The organism is Bacillus sp. EU52 (assembly GCF_037964975.1).
In the GTDB taxonomy this organism is placed as follows: domain Bacteria; phylum Bacillota; class Bacilli; order Bacillales; family Bacillaceae; genus Bacillus; species Bacillus subtilis.
In genome coordinates, this window is record NZ_CP150177.1 from 664,818 (window position 1) to 682,544 (window position 17,727).

Here is a 17,727-nt window from a genome sequence, read left to right on the forward strand (position 1 = left end):
GGCCTTCCGTGAATATTGTGAAGAATGAACTTTTATACGAAGGAAAAGCAAAAAAGATCTACAAAACCGATGACGAAAACACGCTGTATGTCGTGTATAAAGACTCCGCCACTGCCTTTAACGGCGAGAAAAAAGCAGAAATCAGCGGGAAAGGGCGCTTAAATAACGAGATTTCAAGCTTAATTTTCAAACACCTTCATGCAAAGGGCATTAACAATCATTTTATCGAGCGCATTTCGGAAACGGAACAGCTCATTAAAAAGGTAACGATTGTGCCGCTTGAAGTCGTCGTCAGAAATGTTGTGGCAGGAAGCATGTCCAAACGTCTCGGCATTCCAGAAGGCACGGAGCTTGAGCAGCCGATTATCGAGTTTTACTACAAGGATGACGCGCTGGGTGATCCGCTCATCACAGAAGATCATATTTGGCTTTTGAAAGCGGCGACTCCTGAGCAGGTAGAAACCATTAAGTCCATTACAAAAACAGTAAATGAAGAGCTTCAAAGCATTTTCGGCGATTGTCATGTCAGATTAATAGATTTCAAGCTTGAATTCGGTTTAGATGCAGAAGGGCAAGTGCTTTTGGCGGATGAAATTTCTCCTGACACATGCCGCTTGTGGGATAAAGAAACGAACGAAAAGCTGGATAAAGATTTATTCAGACGCAATCTGGGAAGCTTAACCGACGCATACGAAGAGATTTTCAAAAGACTGGGAGGCATTCATCATGTATAAAGTAAAAGTTTATGTCAGCTTAAAAGAAAGTGTACTAGATCCACAAGGGAGCGCTGTCCAGCATGCCTTGCACAGCATGACTTACAACGAAGTTCAAGATGTGCGCATCGGGAAATACATGGAGCTTACCATTGAAAAATCTGACCGTGATCTTGACGTGCTAGTGAAAGAAATGTGCGAAAAACTTCTTGCGAACACAGTGATTGAAGATTACAGATATGAGGTTGAGGAGGTAGTCGCACAGTGAAATTTGCGGTGATTGTGTTACCCGGCTCCAACTGTGATATCGATATGTATCATGCTGTAAAGGATGAGCTCGGCCAAGAAGTGGAATACGTCTGGCATGAGGAAACAAGTCTTGACGGCTTCGACGGCGTGTTAATTCCGGGAGGGTTTTCTTACGGTGATTACTTAAGATGCGGCGCCATCGCCCGATTTGCGAATATTATGCCAGCTGTCAAACAAGCAGCGGCTGAAGGAAAACCTGTTCTTGGCGTCTGCAACGGATTCCAGATTTTACAGGAGCTTGGGCTGCTGCCAGGCGCAATGAGACGCAACAAAGATCTGAAGTTCATTTGCCGTCCGGTTGAATTAATTGTTCAGAACGACGAAACATTATTCACAGCTTCCTACGAAAAGGGACAATCGATTACAATCCCGGTTGCCCACGGTGAAGGAAATTTCTATTGTGATGACGAGACGCTTGCTTCATTAAAGGAAAACAATCAAATTGCTTTCACATACGGATCTAATATCAATGGAAGTGTAAGCGACATTGCCGGTGTCGTCAATGAGAAAGGCAACGTATTAGGCATGATGCCTCATCCTGAGCGCGCGGTCGATGAACTGCTTGGAAGCGCCGACGGTCTTAAATTGTTCCAGTCTATCGTGAAAAATTGGAGGGAAACTCATGTCACTACTGCTTGAACCAAGTAAAGAACAAATAAAAGAAGAGAAACTATATCAGCAAATGGGTGTCAGTGATGATGAGTTTGCATTGATAGAATCCATTCTTGGAAGATTGCCGAACTACACAGAAATCGGGATTTTTTCTGTCATGTGGTCTGAGCATTGCAGCTATAAAAACTCAAAGCCGATTCTGCGTAAATTCCCGACAAGCGGCGAGCGTGTGCTGCAGGGGCCTGGGGAAGGCGCCGGAATCGTTGATATCGGTGATAACCAAGCGGTTGTGTTCAAAATTGAATCACATAACCACCCATCAGCTCTCGAGCCTTACCAAGGCGCTGCGACTGGCGTAGGCGGAATTATTCGTGATGTATTCTCAATGGGTGCCCGTCCAATCGCTGTATTGAACTCTCTTCGATTTGGTGAACTGACTTCACCCCGCGTGAAGTACTTGTTTGAAGAAGTAGTAGCGGGTATCGCCGGATACGGCAACTGTATCGGCATCCCGACAGTCGGCGGAGAAGTGCAGTTTGACAGCAGCTATGAAGGAAATCCGCTCGTCAACGCAATGTGCGTCGGTTTAATCAACCATGAAGACATCAAAAAAGGCCAGGCAAAGGGTGTCGGCAACACAGTAATGTACGTAGGAGCGAAAACAGGGCGTGACGGCATCCACGGCGCTACGTTTGCTTCTGAAGAAATGTCAGACTCGTCTGAAGAAAAGCGTTCTGCTGTCCAAGTCGGCGATCCGTTTATGGAGAAGCTTTTGCTTGAAGCATGTCTGGAAGTCATCCAATGCGACGCCTTAGTCGGCATTCAGGATATGGGAGCTGCCGGTTTAACAAGCTCAAGTGCAGAAATGGCAAGTAAGGCCGGTTCTGGCATTGAAATGAACCTTGACCTGATTCCTCAGCGCGAAACAGGCATGAGCGCGTATGAAATGATGCTTTCTGAATCACAAGAACGGATGCTTTTGGTTATTGAGCGCGGACGTGAGCAGGAAATCATCGATATTTTTGACAAGTATGATCTTGAAGCGGTTTCTGTCGGACATGTGACAGATGATAAAATGCTTCGCCTGACACATAAAGGAGAGGTTGTGTGCGAGCTGCCTGTTGATGCCTTGGCAGAAGAAGCACCGGTTTACCATAAGCCTTCTCAAGAGCCTGCTTACTATCGCGAGTTTTTGGAAACGGACGTTCCGGCTCCGCAAATTGAAGATGCGAATGAAACGCTGAAGGCCCTTCTTCAGCAGCCGACGATTGCGAGTAAAGAGTGGGTTTATGATCAGTATGACTACATGGTGCGCACGAATACAGTTGTCGCTCCTGGGTCTGATGCTGGTGTTCTCAGAATCCGCGGAACGAAAAAGGCGCTGGCTATGACGACAGACTGTAACGCGCGTTATCTCTATCTTGATCCTGAAGTCGGAGGGAAAATTGCTGTCGCTGAAGCAGCGCGCAACATCATTTGCTCAGGCGCAGAACCGCTTGCGGTCACAGATAACCTTAACTTCGGTAACCCGGAGAAGCCGGAAATCTTCTGGCAGATCGAAAAAGCGGCAGACGGCATAAGCGAAGCGTGCAATGTTCTCAGCACACCGGTTATCGGCGGTAACGTATCGCTTTATAACGAATCAAACGGCACGGCGATCTATCCGACACCTGTTATCGGCATGGTCGGCTTAATTGAAGATACAGCACACATTACAACACAGCATTTCAAACAAGCGGGAGATCTCGTATATGTGATCGGCGAAACAAAACCAGAGTTTGCCGGAAGCGAGCTGCAAAAAATGACAGAAGGCCGTATTTACGGCAAAGCCCCGCAAATCGATCTTGATGTAGAGCTGTCTCGTCAAAAAGCACTGCTTGACGCGATTAAAAAAGGCTTCGTTCAATCTGCGCATGATGTGTCTGAAGGCGGCTTAGGTGTAGCGATTGCGGAAAGTGTCATGACGACGGAAAACCTTGGCGCTAATGTGACTGTAGAAGGGGGAGCGGCGTTATTATTCTCTGAATCTCAATCCCGCTTCGTCGTTTCAGTGAAAAAAGAACATCAAGAAGCGTTTGAAGCAATTGTCAAAGATGCAGTTCATATTGGTGAGGTAACAGCTGACGGAATTCTGGCGATTCAAAATCAAGACGGACAACAAATGATTCATGCGCAAACGAAAGAGCTTGAACGCGTATGGAAAGGAGCTATCCCATGCTTGCTGAAATCAAAGGCTTAAATGAAGAATGCGGCGTTTTTGGGATTTGGGGACATGAAGAAGCCCCGCAGATCACGTATTACGGTCTCCACAGCCTTCAGCACCGAGGACAGGAGGGCGCTGGCATCGTAGCGACTGACGGTGAAAAGCTGACGGCTCACAAAGGCCAAGGGCTGATCACTGAAGTATTTCAAAACGGCGAACTCAGCAAAGTAAAGGGAAAAGGCGCTATCGGGCACGTTCGGTACGCAACGGCTGGAGGCGGCGGATACGAAAATGTTCAGCCGCTCCTCTTCCGTTCCCAAAACAACGGCAGCCTGGCGCTTGCTCATAACGGAAATCTTGTCAACGCCACTCAGCTGAAGCAGCAGCTCGAAAATCAAGGGAGCATCTTTCAAACCTCTTCGGATACAGAGGTTTTGGCTCACCTGATCAAAAGAAGCGGACACTTCACGCTGAAGGATCAAATTAAAAACTCGCTTTCTATGCTGAAAGGCGCCTACGCGTTCCTGATCATGACCGAAACAGAAATGATTGTCGCACTTGATCCGAACGGGCTGAGACCGCTATCCATCGGCATGATGGGCGATGCTTATGTGGTCGCATCAGAAACATGCGCATTTGACGTCGTCGGCGCAACGTACCTTCGCGAGGTAGAGCCGGGGGAAATGCTGATCATTAATGATGAAGGCATGAAATCAGAGCGTTTTTCCATGAATATCAATCGTTCCATTTGCAGCATGGAGTACATTTATTTCTCCAGACCAGACAGCAATATTGACGGTATTAATGTGCACAGTGCCCGTAAAAACCTTGGAAAAATGCTGGCTCAGGAATCCGCAGTTGAAGCCGACGTCGTAACCGGGGTTCCGGATTCCAGTATTTCTGCGGCGATCGGCTATGCAGAGGCAACAGGCATTCCGTATGAGCTCGGTTTAATCAAAAACCGCTATGTTGGCAGAACGTTTATTCAGCCGTCCCAGGCTCTGCGTGAGCAAGGCGTCAGAATGAAGCTGTCTGCGGTGCGCGGGGTTGTAGAAGGCAAACGCGTCGTGATGGTGGATGACTCTATCGTGCGAGGAACAACTAGCCGCCGGATTGTCACGATGCTAAGAGAAGCGGGTGCGACAGAGGTGCATGTGAAAATCAGTTCACCGCCGATCGCTCATCCGTGCTTTTACGGCATTGACACTTCCACACATGAAGAACTGATCGCGTCTTCGCATTCTGTTGAAGAAATCCGTCAGGAAATCGGAGCCGATACCCTCTCATTTTTGAGTGTGGAAGGGCTGCTGAAAGGCATCGGCAGAAAATACGATGACTCGAATTGCGGACAGTGTCTCGCTTGCTTTACAGGAAAATATCCGACTGAAATTTACCAGGATACAGTGCTTCCTCACGTAAAAGAAGCAGTATTAACCAAATAAAACTTGAAAAATGACATAAAGGCAGCGCAGTTCGGCTGCCTTTCTCTTTCTGCCCTCGTTCGGGGAGATACTTTGAAAAGCGCCTTAAAGGAGTGAATAGGATGTCTGAAGCATATAAAAACGCAGGAGTTGACATCGAAGCCGGATATGAAGCTGTAAAACGAATGAAAAAACACGTGGAGCGCACGAAACGGCTTGGCGTTATGGGCAGCCTTGGCGGTTTTGGCGGCATGTTTGACCTGTCTGAGCTTTCTTATCAAAAACCAGTTCTCATTTCGGGAACGGACGGTGTCGGCACAAAATTAAAGCTCGCTTTTTCCATGGATAAGCATGACACGATTGGCGTGGATGCTGTTGCAATGTGTGTCAATGACGTGCTGGCACAAGGTGCAGAGCCGCTGTTTTTCCTCGATTATTTAGCGGTTGGCAAAGCGGACCCAGTGAAAATTGAACAGATTGTACAAGGTGTTGCGGAAGGCTGTGAGCAGTCAGGTTCAGCCTTAGTCGGCGGTGAAACGGCTGAAATGCCGGGGCTCTATACAGCTGATGAATACGATATTGCCGGTTTCTCAGTCGGAGTGGCAGAAAAGGACGAAATCGTGACTGGAGAAAACATTGAAGAGGGCCATCTGTTGATCGGCCTCAGCTCCAGCGGCCTTCACAGCAACGGCTTTTCCCTTGTCAGAAAAGTGCTTCTGGATGATGCGGAGCTGGACCTCGATACAACATATGAGCCGTTTGAACGCCCGCTTGGCGAGGAATTGCTTGAACCGACAAGGATTTACGTGAAGCCTGTGCTTGCCGCGGTCAAAAGCGGAAAAATCGACGGCATGGCGCACGTGACAGGCGGAGGATTTATTGAAAATATTCCGCGTATGCTTCCGGAAGGCTTAAGTGCGGAAATTGATCATGGCTCATGGCCGATCCCGCCAATTTTTTCTTTCTTGCAAGAGTACGGCAAGCTAAAGGAAGAAGACATGTTCAACGTCTTTAATATGGGGATCGGTTTTGTTTTGGCTGTCAAAGAAGAGCATCTGACAGATGTGATCGGAACGCTTGAAAGCCATGGCGAAAAAGCCTATTTAATCGGGCGTGTGAAAAAAGGTGAAGGCGTCACATTCGGCGGTGCGGCACTTTCATGAAAAAGTTTGCGGTATTTGCATCAGGAAACGGGTCAAACTTCGAAGCCATTGTCACGCGTTTGAAGGAGGAGAACTGGGATGCGTCAGCAGCGCTCCTCGTTTGCGACAAACCGCAGGCGAAAGTCATCGAACGGGCGGAAGCATTCCACATTCCATCCTTTGCATTTGAGCCGAAGTCTTATGAAAACAAGGCTGCATTTGAACAAGCCATCATTGAACAGCTTCGTCTTCACGAGGTTGAATTGATTGTTCTTGCCGGCTATATGAGGCTGATCGGTGATACGCTCCTTCAAGCATATGGGGGAAAAATCATTAACATTCACCCATCGCTTCTTCCGGCGTTTCCTGGAATCGACGCAGTCGGACAGGCGTTCCGGGCGGGTGTGAAGGTGGCCGGAATCACCGTGCATTATGTCGATGAAGGAATGGATACAGGTCCGATCATCGCTCAAAAGGCAATCGAAATTGATGAACATGATACATTGGAAACAATCGAACAGCGGATTCACAAGCTTGAGCATAAATGGTATCCGAGTGTGATTAAACAGCTATTAGGATTAAATAACAGAGGTGAAAAGGCATGACAATTAAACGTGCGTTAATCAGTGTTTCAGATAAAACAAATCTCGTTCCTTTCGTAAAAGAACTGACAGAGCTTGGCGTTGAAGTCATCTCCACAGGCGGAACGAAAAAGCTTCTTCAAGAAAACGGTGTGGATGTGATCGGAATTTCTGAAGTGACAGGCTTCCCTGAAATTATGGACGGCCGGTTAAAAACCCTACACCCGAATATTCACGGCGGCCTTCTGGCGGTTCGCGGCAATGAAGAGCATATGGCGCAGATCAATGAACACGGGATTCAGCCGATTGACCTCGTTGTCGTCAACCTCTATCCATTTAAAGAAACGATTTCTAAAGAAGACGTCACGTATGAAGAAGCGATCGAAAATATCGACATCGGCGGACCTGGCATGCTGCGTGCGGCATCAAAGAACCATCAGGATGTCACAGTTATCGTCGATCCGGCCGATTACAGCCCAGTGCTGAATCAAATCAAAGAAGAAGGCAGCGTATCTCTTCAGAAAAAACGCGAGCTCGCGGCAAAGGTATTCCGTCATACTGCGGCATATGATGCACTGATCGCTGACTACCTGACAAATGTTGTCGGTGAAAAAGAACCAGAGCAATTCACTGTGACATTTGAGAAAAAACAATCGCTTCGCTATGGAGAAAACCCGCATCAGGAAGCAACTTTCTATCAAACAGCTCTTCCTGTCAAAGGCTCTATTGCGCAAGCAGAACAGCTTCACGGAAAAGAGCTTTCTTACAACAACATTAAAGACGCGGATGCGGCAGTTCAAATCGTTCGTGAATTCACTGAGCCGGCTGCTGTTGCTGTAAAGCATATGAATCCGTGCGGTGTAGGAACAGGAAAAACGATCGCCGAAGCGTTTGACAGAGCGTTTGAAGCGGATAAAACATCTATCTTCGGCGGCATTATCGCGCTGAACCGTGAAGTGGACAAGGCAACTGCCGAAGCGCTTCACAACATTTTCTTAGAAATCATCATTGCACCTTCATTCAGCCAAGAAGCGCTCGACGTCCTGACTGCGAAGAAAAATCTCCGTCTGCTGACGCTTGACGTATCCGCCGCTGTTCAAAAGGAAAAACAACTGACATCTGTTCAAGGCGGGCTGCTGATTCAAGATTTAGATATGCACGGTTTCGAGGATGCTGAGATTAGCATTCCGACAAAAAGAGAGCCGAACGAGCAAGAGTGGGAAGACTTGAAGCTTGCTTGGAAAGTCGTGAAGCATGTGAAATCAAATGCGATTGTTCTCGCGAAGGACAACATGACAGTCGGTGTGGGAGCAGGCCAAATGAACCGCGTCGGATCGGCAAAAATCGCAATCGAGCAAGCAGGGGAAAAAGCGAAGGGCAGCGCGCTCGGTTCGGATGCATATTTCCCAATGCCAGATACTGTCGAAGAAGCGGCAAAAGCGGGCGTTACAGCCATCATTCAGCCAGGCGGATCGATCCGAGATGAGGATTCCATCAAAAAAGCGGATGAATACGGCATTGCCATGGTATTCACCGGCATCAGACACTTCAAACATTAAGGGGATGAAAACGACGTGAATGTATTAATTATCGGTAAAGGCGGAAGAGAACATACGCTGGCGTGGAAGGCAGCGCAAAGCAGCCTCGTCGAGAATGTATTTGCCGCTCCCGGAAATGACGGCATGGCAGCTTCCGCACAGCTTGTAAACATTGAGGAAAGCGACCACGCAGGGCTTGTCTCATTTGCAAAACAAAATCAGGTCGGCCTGACCATTGTCGGCCCTGAGGTTCCTTTAATTGAAGGTCTGGTGGATGAATTCGAAAAAGCGGGTCTGCGCGTGTTCGGCCCGTCAAAAGCCGCGGCGATCATCGAAGGAAGCAAACAGTTCGCTAAGGATTTAATGAAGAAATACGACATTCCGACCGCAGAATACGAGACGTTTACATCCTTTGATGAGGCGAAGGCATATGTGCAGGAAAAAGGTGCTCCGATTGTGATAAAAGCAGATGGACTTGCAGCTGGAAAAGGCGTTACTGTGGCTATGACAGAGGAAGAAGCAATTGCATGTCTGCATGACTTTCTTGAAGATGAAAAGTTCGGTGATGCGAGCGCGTCCGTTGTCATTGAAGAATACCTTTCTGGTGAAGAATTTTCTCTAATGGCCTTTGTCAAAGGAGAAAAAGTGTATCCAATGGTGATTGCCCAGGATCACAAGCGTGTGTTTGACGGAGACAAAGGCCCGAATACGGGCGGAATGGGCGCTTACTCTCCAGTTCCGCAAATTTCGGAAGAAACGGTTCGCCATGCTGTAGAAACGATCGTTAAGCCGGCCGCAAAAGCAATGGTACAAGAAGGCCGTTCCTTCACTGGCGTTTTGTACGCTGGATTGATGCTTACTGAAAACGGCTCGAAGGTCATTGAATTTAATGCCCGTTTCGGCGATCCGGAAACACAGGTCGTGCTTCCGCGCATGGAATCTGATCTGGTACAGGTGCTTCTTGATCTTTTAGATGATAAGGAAGTTGACTTAAGATGGAAGGATACCGCTGCTGTTAGTGTGGTGCTTGCTTCTGAAGGATATCCGGAAAGCTACGCAAAAGGCACGCCGATCGGCAGCCTTGCTGCGGAAACTGAGCAGGTCGTGGTCTTCCATGCCGGAACGAAAGCAGAAGGCGGAGAGTTCGTTACAAACGGGGGGCGCGTCGCCAATGTGACGGCTTTTGATGAAACGTTTGAAGCGGCTAGAGACCGAGTGTACAAAGCGGTTGATGAAATTTTCAAACCGGGACTCTTTTTCAGAAAAGACATTGGGGCACGCGCTTTAAAGGCTGCCCAAAAATAAGTGAGGAAAACTCGCAGATTAGCTGCGGGTTTTTTGTTATCAAAAAGCGGGATGGCAGCTGGAAGAGGAAAGCACAACGAGTGTGGTTGGTTTTCCATGGGCCATCGAGGCGTCAATAAAATCCTCAAGCGTATGTACCGATTCAGTCACGACCTTTGTCACATAGCTGTACATCCCTGTGATGCGGTGGTTTTCTGCTACATCAGGATGCGATGTTGCAAAGGCGGCGTAGTGCTTACAGCTTTTTGGCTCCATGAGAATAAAAGCGGTGACATGCTTGTTTAGTTTTTCGTAACAGATATTCGCGCTGTAGCTGGTAATCACTCCTTTGTCTTCCAGCTTCCTGACACGCTCCGCCGCGCTTGGCGAGCTGAGTCCGACAAGCTTTCCCAGCTCAACCATCGTTAATCTGCCATTTCGCTGCAAATGCGAGAGAATCTGAAGGTCTGTATCGTCCATTTGTCTGGCTCCTTTACATATTTAGGCGAATGAATGAAAATTCCTTTGATTGTAAGGTAATGCTGTTGATTTACCTTCATTGTAGCATATGGATGCCGTCTTATTTTTTCTATAATAAAGCCATCAATTTGAGAGGAGGCATCATGTTGCCAGAATTACAGCGCTCTATTACTTGGATACAAGGGACGGCGTTAACGATTGGGGCGGTTTTAGGCTGCGGGATATTAATTTTGCCGTCTGTTACCGCGGATAAGGCCGGTCCGGCTTCTTTATTTGTCTGGGTATTCATGTCTTTTTTATCTTTTCTTCTCGTCGGCACGCTGGCACGGCTTGTGAAAATTGCGCCTAGTGCGGGAGGAATCACGGCTTATGTGCAGCTGGCTTTTCGAAAAAAAGCCGGGGCTATTTTGGGCTGGATCATGTTAGGTTCCGTTCCGATTGGCGTTCCCATCATCGCTTTGACTGGCGCGCATTACGTCAGTTACGTCACAGAGGCGGTGGATTGGCAGGTTACATCGATTGCTGGTTGTATGCTGGCTATATCTATTTTGCTTCATATGAAAAGGATTCAACTATCAGCAAACATCAGTACAATCGTTATATGTGTCATTGTATTTCTGCTTGTCATTTCTATTGCTGTGTCATTGCCACACGTCACGATAGCAGAATTCAAACCGTTTCTTCCGCATGGCTGGTCTGCCGCGGGATCTGTTTCTGTTATGATTTTTTTCTCTTTTGTAGGCTGGGAAATGATTACTCCATTGGCTGAGGAATTTCATCGCCCTGAAAAAGATGTCCCAATCAGCTTGTTCTTGGGAGCGTCTTGTGTGGCAGGGCTGTATATCATGCTGTCATTTGTAACAGTGGGAACTCATTCATACGGAGAGAATGGAGAAATTGCATCGCTTGCCATGCTCATCTCAAAAGGAGCAGGGGAAAGCGGTGTATACGTCACGGTATGCTTAGCGCTGTTTATTACATTCGCCACCATCCATGCCAATATTGCCGGTTTTTCAAGAATGGTGTACGCATTGGCGAGAGAGGGGCACATACCCGTATTTTTTGGAAAACTCAGTGCGACAAAACGTACGCCTATTCGCGTTTTGACAGCGATGGCCGCAGTGTTTGGCTTAGTGCTTGCGGCGCATGGTCTGTTTCAAATCGATTTGACGACTCTGTTGAAAGGGCCGAGCGCGGCTTTTATCGCATCTTACATATGTACAATGGCGGCAGCACTGAAACTGCTGGGCAGGAGAGATATAGGCTGGTGGATGGCGCTCGGGGCATTTGTGGCGTGCGCGGTGATTTATTCATTCAGCGGCTGGGCACTGCTTTATCCGGCAGTGCTGGCAGCTGCAGGATATTTCTATATGAAAACAAAGGATGGGCATAAAAAAAAGCTTGATCACGTTTTGTGATCAAGCTTTTCCGTTTATCCGTTTTGATGCTCGTTATTTCCAGAATCACTGTGTTGAAACATGTAGGTCACAGGACAGAAGCGCAAGATTCCCGAACCCGCTTTCATGGCCCCCATAAAGATGTAAAAGAGATGCATTCTGCACCAAGGTTTTTTCGTAAACTTTGCACTGGCGGCTGACATAATCGTCAATCCGCAGGCGATTCTGAACACGGCATTGATGAGACTGATGTTTGGCTTCAAGGAAATCCGCTCCTTTTACTTAAAAAAGTTTTTTTACCGAACCTTCAAAAATTTGTAACGTTTTTATCGTGCGTGATGAGGAAGGATGTGATACCATGAGTCTAATACATGTAAAGGAGAGTATGTGAATGTCCGAACGCACCTTTAACTGGAAAAACAAAGACATCAGGGCACAGGTTGATGTTGTAGACTCAAAGCTGCTTCCAACGCTCCTTTTACGGAATGCTCTCGTCTTAAATCCATATGTAAAACAATGGCTGAAAAAAAACATTTGGATTTATCAGGACCGCATTGTTTATGTGGGTCATGAACTTCCGAATAGAGCCGAAGAAATTCATACGATTGATTGTGAAGGAAAATACATTGTGCCAGGTTATATTGAACCGCACGCACATCCTTTTCAAATATATAATCCCCAAACACTGGCGGAATATGTGTCTCAATACGGAACAACGACATTCGTGAATGATAACTTATTTTTGCTTTTGCAAAGCGGAAAAAAGAAAGCGCTTACGATTTTGAATGAACTTAAAAAGCAGCCTGTCCAGTATTTTTGGTGGTCACGCTATGACCTCCAGACCGAGGTTCTGAACGAGGACCACGTCCTTCCATTTGACGTCAGAAAACAGTGGATTGAACATCCGGATGTGATTCAAGGCGGAGAAATGACCGGATGGCCACGCTTGGTAGATGGTGATGATTTAATGCTCCACTGCATGCAAGCTACAAAGAAACAGCGAAAACGCATTGAAGGGCATTTTCCCGGCGCTTCTGATAAAACGCTTACAAAAATGAAGCTGTTCGGTGCGGATTGTGATCATGAAGCGATGACAGGTGATGAAGTGATGAGAAGGCTGGAACTGGGCTATTATGTTTCCCTTCGGAACTCTTCCATTCGCCCTGATGTAAGAAAAATCTTGCAAGAGCTGCATGAGAAGGGCTTCCGCTATTATGACCACTTCTTTTACACGACAGATGGCGCAACCCCGAATTTCTATAAAGGCGGCATGACAAACGAGCTGATTCGTATCGCGTTAGAAGAAGGCGTACCTGCAATCGACGCCTACAATATGGCATCATTTAATATCGCAAAGTATTACCAAATGGATGATTATTTAGGAGTTGTCGGACCGGGCAGACTGGCATCGCTCAACATACTGGAAGATCCGTTAAATCCGAATCCAGTGACTGTTCTGTCAAAAGGGACCATTCTGCGTGAGGACGGCTGTGATTTGAAGGCGTTTACAAAGACGGACTGGCACAAAGGCGGTCTTGTCCCGCTTGAACTTTCATATGATATGACGATGGATGACTTGCAGTTTTCTATGCCGATGGGCGTGAAAATGCGGAATGCGGTTATTATGGAGCCATATATGATTGAGATCGACAATTCGATGGAACAGCTCTCGTTTGACCATGATGAAAGTTATTTGACGATGCTCGACAGACACGGGAAATGGCGCGTCAATACGATGATAAAAGGGTTTGCCTCAAGCGTGCAGGGATTTGTAAGCTCCTTTACGACGACGGGCGACATTGTCGCGATTGGAAAAAATAAAGCGGATATGCTGCTCGCTTTCGCCCGGATGAAAGAAATCGGAGGAGGAATTGTTTTAGCGGAGAACGGAAACATTTTGCATGAAATCCCGCTTGCGCTGTGCGGCTGCGCCTCTTCGGAAGCGTATGAAGACGTGCTTGAGAAGGAACAAAAGCTGAGAGATCTTTTGACTGAAAGAGGCTATGAGTTTTGCGATCCTATCTATACGCTGCTCTTTTTGCAAAGTACGCACCTTCCGTATATACGCATTACGCCAAGAGGAATCTTCGACGTCATGAAAAAAACTGTACTCTTTCCATCGATAATGCGTTAAAATATAAAAGAGCAGGGAGCCGACATATGAAAAAATGGATGACAGTTTGCGCGCTGTGTTTCGTGTTTTTTCTGCTGGTATCCTGCCAGCAGAAGGATGCTGTCCCGGATACTGCAAAGAAGCTGAAAGCTCCTTTAACGGGGCTAAAGACTGAACAGAAGGCGACTGAACGCCGGCCTGTTGCTGTTGTGGTGAACAATCACCCGAAGGCGAGGCCGCAGTCGGGTCTGTCTAAAGCCGACATTGTCATAGAAGCGCTAGCCGAAGGGCAAATCACAAGATTTCTGGCCATTTTCCAAAGCCAGATGCCTGAAACTGTCGGACCTGTGCGGAGCGCGCGGGAATATTTCGTCACTCTCAGCAATGGCTTTGACAGCATATTTGTCCATCACGGCTGGAGTCCCAGCGCCAAAAAGCAGCTGGAATCCGGAGCTGCCGATTATATGAACGGATTGGATTTTGACGGAAGCTTATTTTGGAGAGCTGATTTCAGCAAACCGCCCCACAATTCCTATACGTCTTATGATTACATAAAAAAGGCGGCAGAACAAAAGGGTTATAAGCTGAAGCAGGAAACAAATCCGCTGCTGTTTCAAACATCAGATGCAAAACCTGCAAATGAATCTTACAATGTTCGGGTAGATTATGGAACAAAAAACGTTACAAATCTTGTCGAATACAACTATGATAAAAAAGCTGAATCTTATACAAGAAGCTCTGATGGTGTCATAACGACAGACCGGGAAACCGGAAAGCCGGTTGCAATGCAAAATATTTTCATTGTTGAAGCCAGCCATCATATTATTGATCAAGATGGAAGGCGGGACATCGACTTGGAATCAGGAGGAAAAGGTCTGTTGTTTCAGCACGGAAACGTCATTGAAACAGACTGGAAACAAGTGAATGGCAGAATTGTGCCGATAAAAGACGGCAAGTGGCTTCCGTTTGTGCCAGGAAAGACTTGGATCAATATCGTACCTGATCTTGATGCGGCTTCCATTAGTAAAGGAGAAGGTGTGTAACGATGCAAATCGATAAATTACGCGGCAAAGAGCTGGACCAGTTATTTAACTCGATCTTATCGCTGAAAGACCTGGAGGAATGTTACCGATTCTTCGATGATCTATGCACAATTAACGAAATTCAATCGCTGGCTCAGCGCCTTGAAGTGGCGCGCATGCTTCGCGAAGGAAACACGTATCATAAGATTGAAACAGAAACAGGCGCTTCCACGGCTACGATTTCCCGTGTGAAACGCTGCTTAAATTACGGGAATGACGCTTATGAAATGGCGCTTGACCGTGTGAAGGAGACGGAAACTGAGTCTTCTTCAAAATAATAAACAACCGCCCTGCCGTTCGGCAAGGGCGGTTTCTTTATGAAACAAATTGATGGATCAGGTTGTCGATATCGATGAGACTGCCATCCTCTTTCCGATAGACAACATGCTCCATGGAAAAGTGAACCGGCGAATTGATCCCTGCTGCGGCTGCAAGGTTAAACAGCCCCTCACGCAATGAAATAACGTAGTTGCAGACACGATGCTGTTTTTCCTCAACGCTCAATGCTTTTTGCAATTTCGGATCTGTCGTCGCCACACCTGCCGGACAGGTGTTGGTGTGGCAGACGAGAGCGCGGATGCAGCCAACGGAAAACATCATGCCGCGTGCGATGTTGACAAAGTCAGCGCCGAGGGCTAAGGCGACCGCGATTTTGTCAGGAGTCAGGAGCTTTCCGGAAGCAAAGATTTTCAGCTGGCTGCGCAAGCCGTACTGTTTAAGAAGCGTGTCAACAATAGGCAGCGCTGTCATAATCGGAAGGCCGACTGTATCCGCGAGCTCGTAAAAGGAAGCTCCGGTACCGCCTTCACCTCCGTCGATCGTGATAAAATCCGGATGCTTTCCGCTTTTCTGCATATGAGAGAAAAGCTCATGCAATTCTTCAGGATGCCCTGCGACCAGTTTGATGCCGACTGGCTTTTGTCCGACATCTCTAAGTTTTTCAATAAAGTCGAGCATTTCAGGAGGGTTTGAGAATTCATAAAAGCGGTTCGGGCTGTCAATCGACTTTCCAGGTTCGACATTCCGAATGTCTGCCACTTCCTCTGATACTTTGGCGCCGTCCACATGGCCGCCGCGGGTTTTCGCTCCTTGTGCCAGCTTTAGCTCAAACGCTTTAATTTGGTCAATCCTGCTTTTTCTTTTAAATTCCTCCCACGAAAATTCCCCGTTTCTTTTGCGCACGCCGAATAGGCCTGGTCCGATTTGGCAAATGATATCGGCGCCGCCCTTTAAGTGATACTCAGACAATCCTCCTTCACCTGTATTCATCCAGGTTCCGCCTGCCTGGTGGAGCCCTTTTGAGAGCGCCGTAACAGCCCGTTCTCCAAGAGAGCCGTAGCTCATGGCAGACTGGCCGACTAAGCCCTTCACATAAAATGGCTTCTCGCATGTATGCTCGCCAATCACCTGTACATCATCAGGATGGAGAAAATACGGGTCTGCCTTGATATGTTCGGCATGCTCCTTGCGTTTGAACAGATTGTCAGCATCCATTTTATAGATTTGGGTTTCAATTTTTGGCGTTTGATTTACATGCATTTCTTCCCTTTGTTTTGGAAACATAGCGTTACGGATATAATAGCCAGGTTTATCAAAATCTCTTACAGATCCAAAGCCCATCATTCTGCTTTTGTATTTTCCGGAGATGACGGTTTGCTCATATTCCTTTCGTGAAAAAGGCTGCTCCTCATTGTCATTGCTGTATAAATACTGCCTCAGCTCCGGCCCGATTTTTTCAAGGATATACCGAAACCTTCCGATGACGGGATAGTTGCGAAGAATTGAGTGCTCCTGCTGTTTTTCATCCTTTATGTAGATCCAGGCAAACAAGACGATCGGGATAGCGATGATCCCTATGATAAATGCGATGAGTGCTATTATGATGGTTTCCATCTCTCAGCCTCCCTTTTTTATGTAACCATTTCCACAGTTGAACACTTTCCAAACAATAGCAGAAGGAATCAGGTGAAAAATGTGTGCTTCTGCCGATACAGGACTCACCATGCAGGTCTGCCTCCTGCTCCTTTTTTTATGAAAAAAGAATCAAAACACCTTTTTCAGTGAATAACGAGATTAACGGCTTTTTCCGTTTTTCCGCGCTATGTGAATTTGTTATAATGTTTAAATGGTAACAAACGAATGGAGGAACGTATGACGTGTACGATGTAACGGAGTGGAAGCATGTCTTTAAACTCGATCCAAATAAAGATTTGCCTGACGAACAGCTGGAGATTCTTTGCGAATCAGGAACGGATGCGGTCATTATCGGAGGCAGTGATGGTGTAACAGAGGATAATGTCCTGCGGATGATGTCTAAGGTAAGACGGTTTTTGGTGCCGTGTGTCCTTGAGGTATCAGCGATTGAAGCGATCGTTCCCGGCTTTGACTTATATTTTATTCCGAGTGTATTAAACAGCAAAAACGCGGATTGGATTGTCGGAATGCACCAGAAAGCCATGAAGGAATACGGAGAACTGATGTCTATGGAAGAAATCGTGGCGGAGGGCTACTGCATCGCAAATCCAGATTGCAAAGCCGCGGCACTGACTGAAGCGGACGCCGATCTGAATATGGATGATATTGTCGCCTATGCGCGTGTGTCGGAGCTGCTGCAACTGCCGATTTTTTATTTAGAATACAGCGGCATGATTGGAGACATAGAAGCTGTCAAGAAAACGAAGGCTGTATTGGAAACGTCAACCTTGTTTTACGGCGGCGGCATCAAGGATGCGGAAACGGCCAGACAGTATGCAGAGCATGCGGACGTGATCGTTGTAGGCAATGCTGTGTATGAAGATTTTGACAGGGCTTTGAAAACAGTAGCGGCTGTGAAAGGCGAGTAGTAAATTGTA

17 protein-coding genes are annotated in these 17,727 nt (G+C 47.1%); 14 read left to right on the forward strand and 3 right to left on the reverse strand.

What is annotated here, in order from left to right; translation table 11 throughout:
• Positions 1-8 precede the first annotated feature (8 nt).
• The 9 genes from purC (at position 9) to purD (ending at position 9,824) form a co-directional block, all read left to right on the forward strand.
• Positions 9-734 carry a phosphoribosylaminoimidazolesuccinocarboxamide synthase gene (gene purC / locus NSU05_RS03475; RefSeq protein WP_038428521.1) on the forward strand — a complete coding sequence of 242 codons (726 nt, stop codon included), beginning with the start codon at positions 9-11 and terminating at the stop codon, positions 732-734.
• Positions 727-981 (forward strand): phosphoribosylformylglycinamidine synthase subunit PurS, encoded by a 255-nt coding sequence (gene purS, locus NSU05_RS03480; RefSeq protein ID WP_003219409.1) that lies wholly within the window; start codon positions 727-729, stop codon positions 979-981. Before purC ends, purS begins: the two co-directional genes overlap by 8 nt.
• Positions 978-1,661, forward strand: coding sequence for a phosphoribosylformylglycinamidine synthase subunit PurQ (purQ, locus tag NSU05_RS03485; protein ID WP_038428522.1), 684 nt, complete (start codon positions 978-980; stop codon positions 1,659-1,661). The genes purS and purQ overlap by 4 nt, the downstream gene beginning before the upstream one ends.
• Positions 1,645-3,873 (forward strand): phosphoribosylformylglycinamidine synthase subunit PurL, encoded by a 2,229-nt coding sequence (gene purL / locus NSU05_RS03490; protein ID WP_038428523.1) that lies wholly within the window; start codon positions 1,645-1,647, stop codon positions 3,871-3,873. Before purQ ends, purL begins: the two co-directional genes overlap by 17 nt.
• A complete protein-coding gene (gene purF, locus NSU05_RS03495) occupies positions 3,849-5,279 on the forward strand; it encodes an amidophosphoribosyltransferase (RefSeq protein ID WP_003233947.1) in 1,431 nt (476 codons plus the stop codon). Before purL ends, purF begins: the two co-directional genes overlap by 25 nt.
• A gap of 101 nt (positions 5,280-5,380) precedes the next feature.
• Positions 5,381-6,421 (forward strand): phosphoribosylformylglycinamidine cyclo-ligase, encoded by a 1,041-nt coding sequence (purM, locus tag NSU05_RS03500; RefSeq protein ID WP_003233945.1) that lies wholly within the window; start codon positions 5,381-5,383, stop codon positions 6,419-6,421.
• Entirely contained in the window at positions 6,418-7,005 is a 588-nt protein-coding gene (purN, locus tag NSU05_RS03505) for a phosphoribosylglycinamide formyltransferase (protein ID WP_015252651.1), read from the forward strand. The genes purM and purN overlap by 4 nt, the downstream gene beginning before the upstream one ends.
• Positions 7,002-8,540: a bifunctional phosphoribosylaminoimidazolecarboxamide formyltransferase/IMP cyclohydrolase gene (purH, locus tag NSU05_RS03510; RefSeq protein ID WP_038428524.1), complete on the forward strand. Its 1,539-nt coding sequence runs from the start codon at positions 7,002-7,004 to the stop codon at positions 8,538-8,540. The genes purN and purH overlap by 4 nt, the downstream gene beginning before the upstream one ends.
• A gap of 15 nt (positions 8,541-8,555) precedes the next feature.
• Positions 8,556-9,824, forward strand: coding sequence for a phosphoribosylamine--glycine ligase (gene purD / locus NSU05_RS03515; protein ID WP_038428525.1), 1,269 nt, complete (start codon positions 8,556-8,558; stop codon positions 9,822-9,824).
• A gap of 39 nt (positions 9,825-9,863) precedes the next feature.
• Here purD and NSU05_RS03520 read toward each other — a convergent pair whose 3' ends face one another.
• Positions 9,864-10,283, reverse strand: coding sequence for an Lrp/AsnC family transcriptional regulator (locus NSU05_RS03520; RefSeq protein ID WP_038428527.1), 420 nt, complete (start codon positions 10,281-10,283; stop codon positions 9,864-9,866).
• A gap of 143 nt (positions 10,284-10,426) precedes the next feature.
• Here NSU05_RS03520 and NSU05_RS03525 point away from each other — a divergent pair, with 143 nt between their 5' ends.
• Complete coding sequence (locus NSU05_RS03525; protein ID WP_038428529.1) at positions 10,427-11,701, forward strand: amino acid permease; 1,275 nt, start codon at positions 10,427-10,429, stop codon at positions 11,699-11,701.
• A gap of 14 nt (positions 11,702-11,715) precedes the next feature.
• On the opposite strand, the gene NSU05_RS03530 is transcribed toward NSU05_RS03525, so the two are convergent.
• The gene (locus NSU05_RS03530) at positions 11,716-11,943 is read right to left on the reverse strand and encodes a DUF2892 domain-containing protein (protein ID WP_003233931.1); all 228 of its coding nucleotides are present in this window, start codon (positions 11,941-11,943) and stop codon (positions 11,716-11,718) included.
• Between the two features lie 128 nt (positions 11,944-12,071).
• Here NSU05_RS03530 and NSU05_RS03535 point away from each other — a divergent pair, with 128 nt between their 5' ends.
• From NSU05_RS03535 to NSU05_RS03545, 3 genes are read left to right on the forward strand one after another with little or no spacing between them, the layout of a single operon-like run.
• Positions 12,072-13,814: an adenine deaminase gene (locus NSU05_RS03535; RefSeq protein ID WP_015383004.1), complete on the forward strand. Its 1,743-nt coding sequence runs from the start codon at positions 12,072-12,074 to the stop codon at positions 13,812-13,814.
• Positions 13,815-13,840: 26 nt separating this feature from the next.
• Entirely contained in the window at positions 13,841-14,836 is a 996-nt protein-coding gene (locus tag NSU05_RS03540; protein WP_339204469.1) for a DUF3048 domain-containing protein, read from the forward strand.
• Between the two features lie 2 nt (positions 14,837-14,838).
• On the forward strand, positions 14,839-15,153 hold the full coding sequence (locus NSU05_RS03545; protein WP_003219429.1) for a YerC/YecD family TrpR-related protein: 315 nt from the start codon (positions 14,839-14,841) through the stop codon (positions 15,151-15,153).
• Between the two features lie 37 nt (positions 15,154-15,190).
• Here NSU05_RS03545 and NSU05_RS03550 read toward each other — a convergent pair whose 3' ends face one another.
• On the reverse strand, positions 15,191-16,768 hold the full coding sequence (locus NSU05_RS03550) for an FMN-binding glutamate synthase family protein (protein WP_038428531.1): 1,578 nt from the start codon (positions 16,766-16,768) through the stop codon (positions 15,191-15,193).
• 263 nt (positions 16,769-17,031) lie between these two features.
• Here NSU05_RS03550 and NSU05_RS03555 point away from each other — a divergent pair, with 263 nt between their 5' ends.
• Positions 17,032-17,718 (forward strand): heptaprenylglyceryl phosphate synthase, encoded by a 687-nt coding sequence (locus NSU05_RS03555; protein ID WP_015715449.1) that lies wholly within the window; start codon positions 17,032-17,034, stop codon positions 17,716-17,718.
• Positions 17,719-17,727 lie beyond the last annotated feature (9 nt).

What these genes read in the sequence shown, in the direction of transcription:
- purS (WP_003219409.1), top strand. Translation starts at nt 727, where the DNA reads ATGTATAAAGTAAAAGTTTATGTCAGCTTAAAAGAAAGTGTACTAGAT.
- purL (WP_038428523.1), top strand. Translation starts at nt 1,645, where the DNA reads ATGTCACTACTGCTTGAACCAAGTAAAGAACAAATAAAAGAAGAGAAA.
- purF (WP_003233947.1), top strand. Translation starts at nt 3,849, where the DNA reads ATGCTTGCTGAAATCAAAGGCTTAAATGAAGAATGCGGCGTTTTTGGG.
- purM (WP_003233945.1), top strand. Translation starts at nt 5,381, where the DNA reads ATGTCTGAAGCATATAAAAACGCAGGAGTTGACATCGAAGCCGGATAT.
- purN (WP_015252651.1), top strand. Translation starts at nt 6,418, where the DNA reads ATGAAAAAGTTTGCGGTATTTGCATCAGGAAACGGGTCAAACTTCGAA.
- purH (WP_038428524.1), top strand. Translation starts at nt 7,002, where the DNA reads ATGACAATTAAACGTGCGTTAATCAGTGTTTCAGATAAAACAAATCTC.
- NSU05_RS03520 (WP_038428527.1), bottom strand. Translation starts at nt 10,283, where the DNA reads ATGGACGATACAGACCTTCAGATTCTCTCGCATTTGCAGCGAAATGGC.
- NSU05_RS03525 (WP_038428529.1), top strand. Translation starts at nt 10,427, where the DNA reads ATGTTGCCAGAATTACAGCGCTCTATTACTTGGATACAAGGGACGGCG.
- NSU05_RS03535 (WP_015383004.1), top strand. Translation starts at nt 12,072, where the DNA reads ATGTCCGAACGCACCTTTAACTGGAAAAACAAAGACATCAGGGCACAG.
- NSU05_RS03540 (WP_339204469.1), top strand. Translation starts at nt 13,841, where the DNA reads ATGAAAAAATGGATGACAGTTTGCGCGCTGTGTTTCGTGTTTTTTCTG.
- NSU05_RS03545 (WP_003219429.1), top strand. Translation starts at nt 14,839, where the DNA reads ATGCAAATCGATAAATTACGCGGCAAAGAGCTGGACCAGTTATTTAAC.
- NSU05_RS03550 (WP_038428531.1), bottom strand. Translation starts at nt 16,768, where the DNA reads ATGGAAACCATCATAATAGCACTCATCGCATTTATCATAGGGATCATC.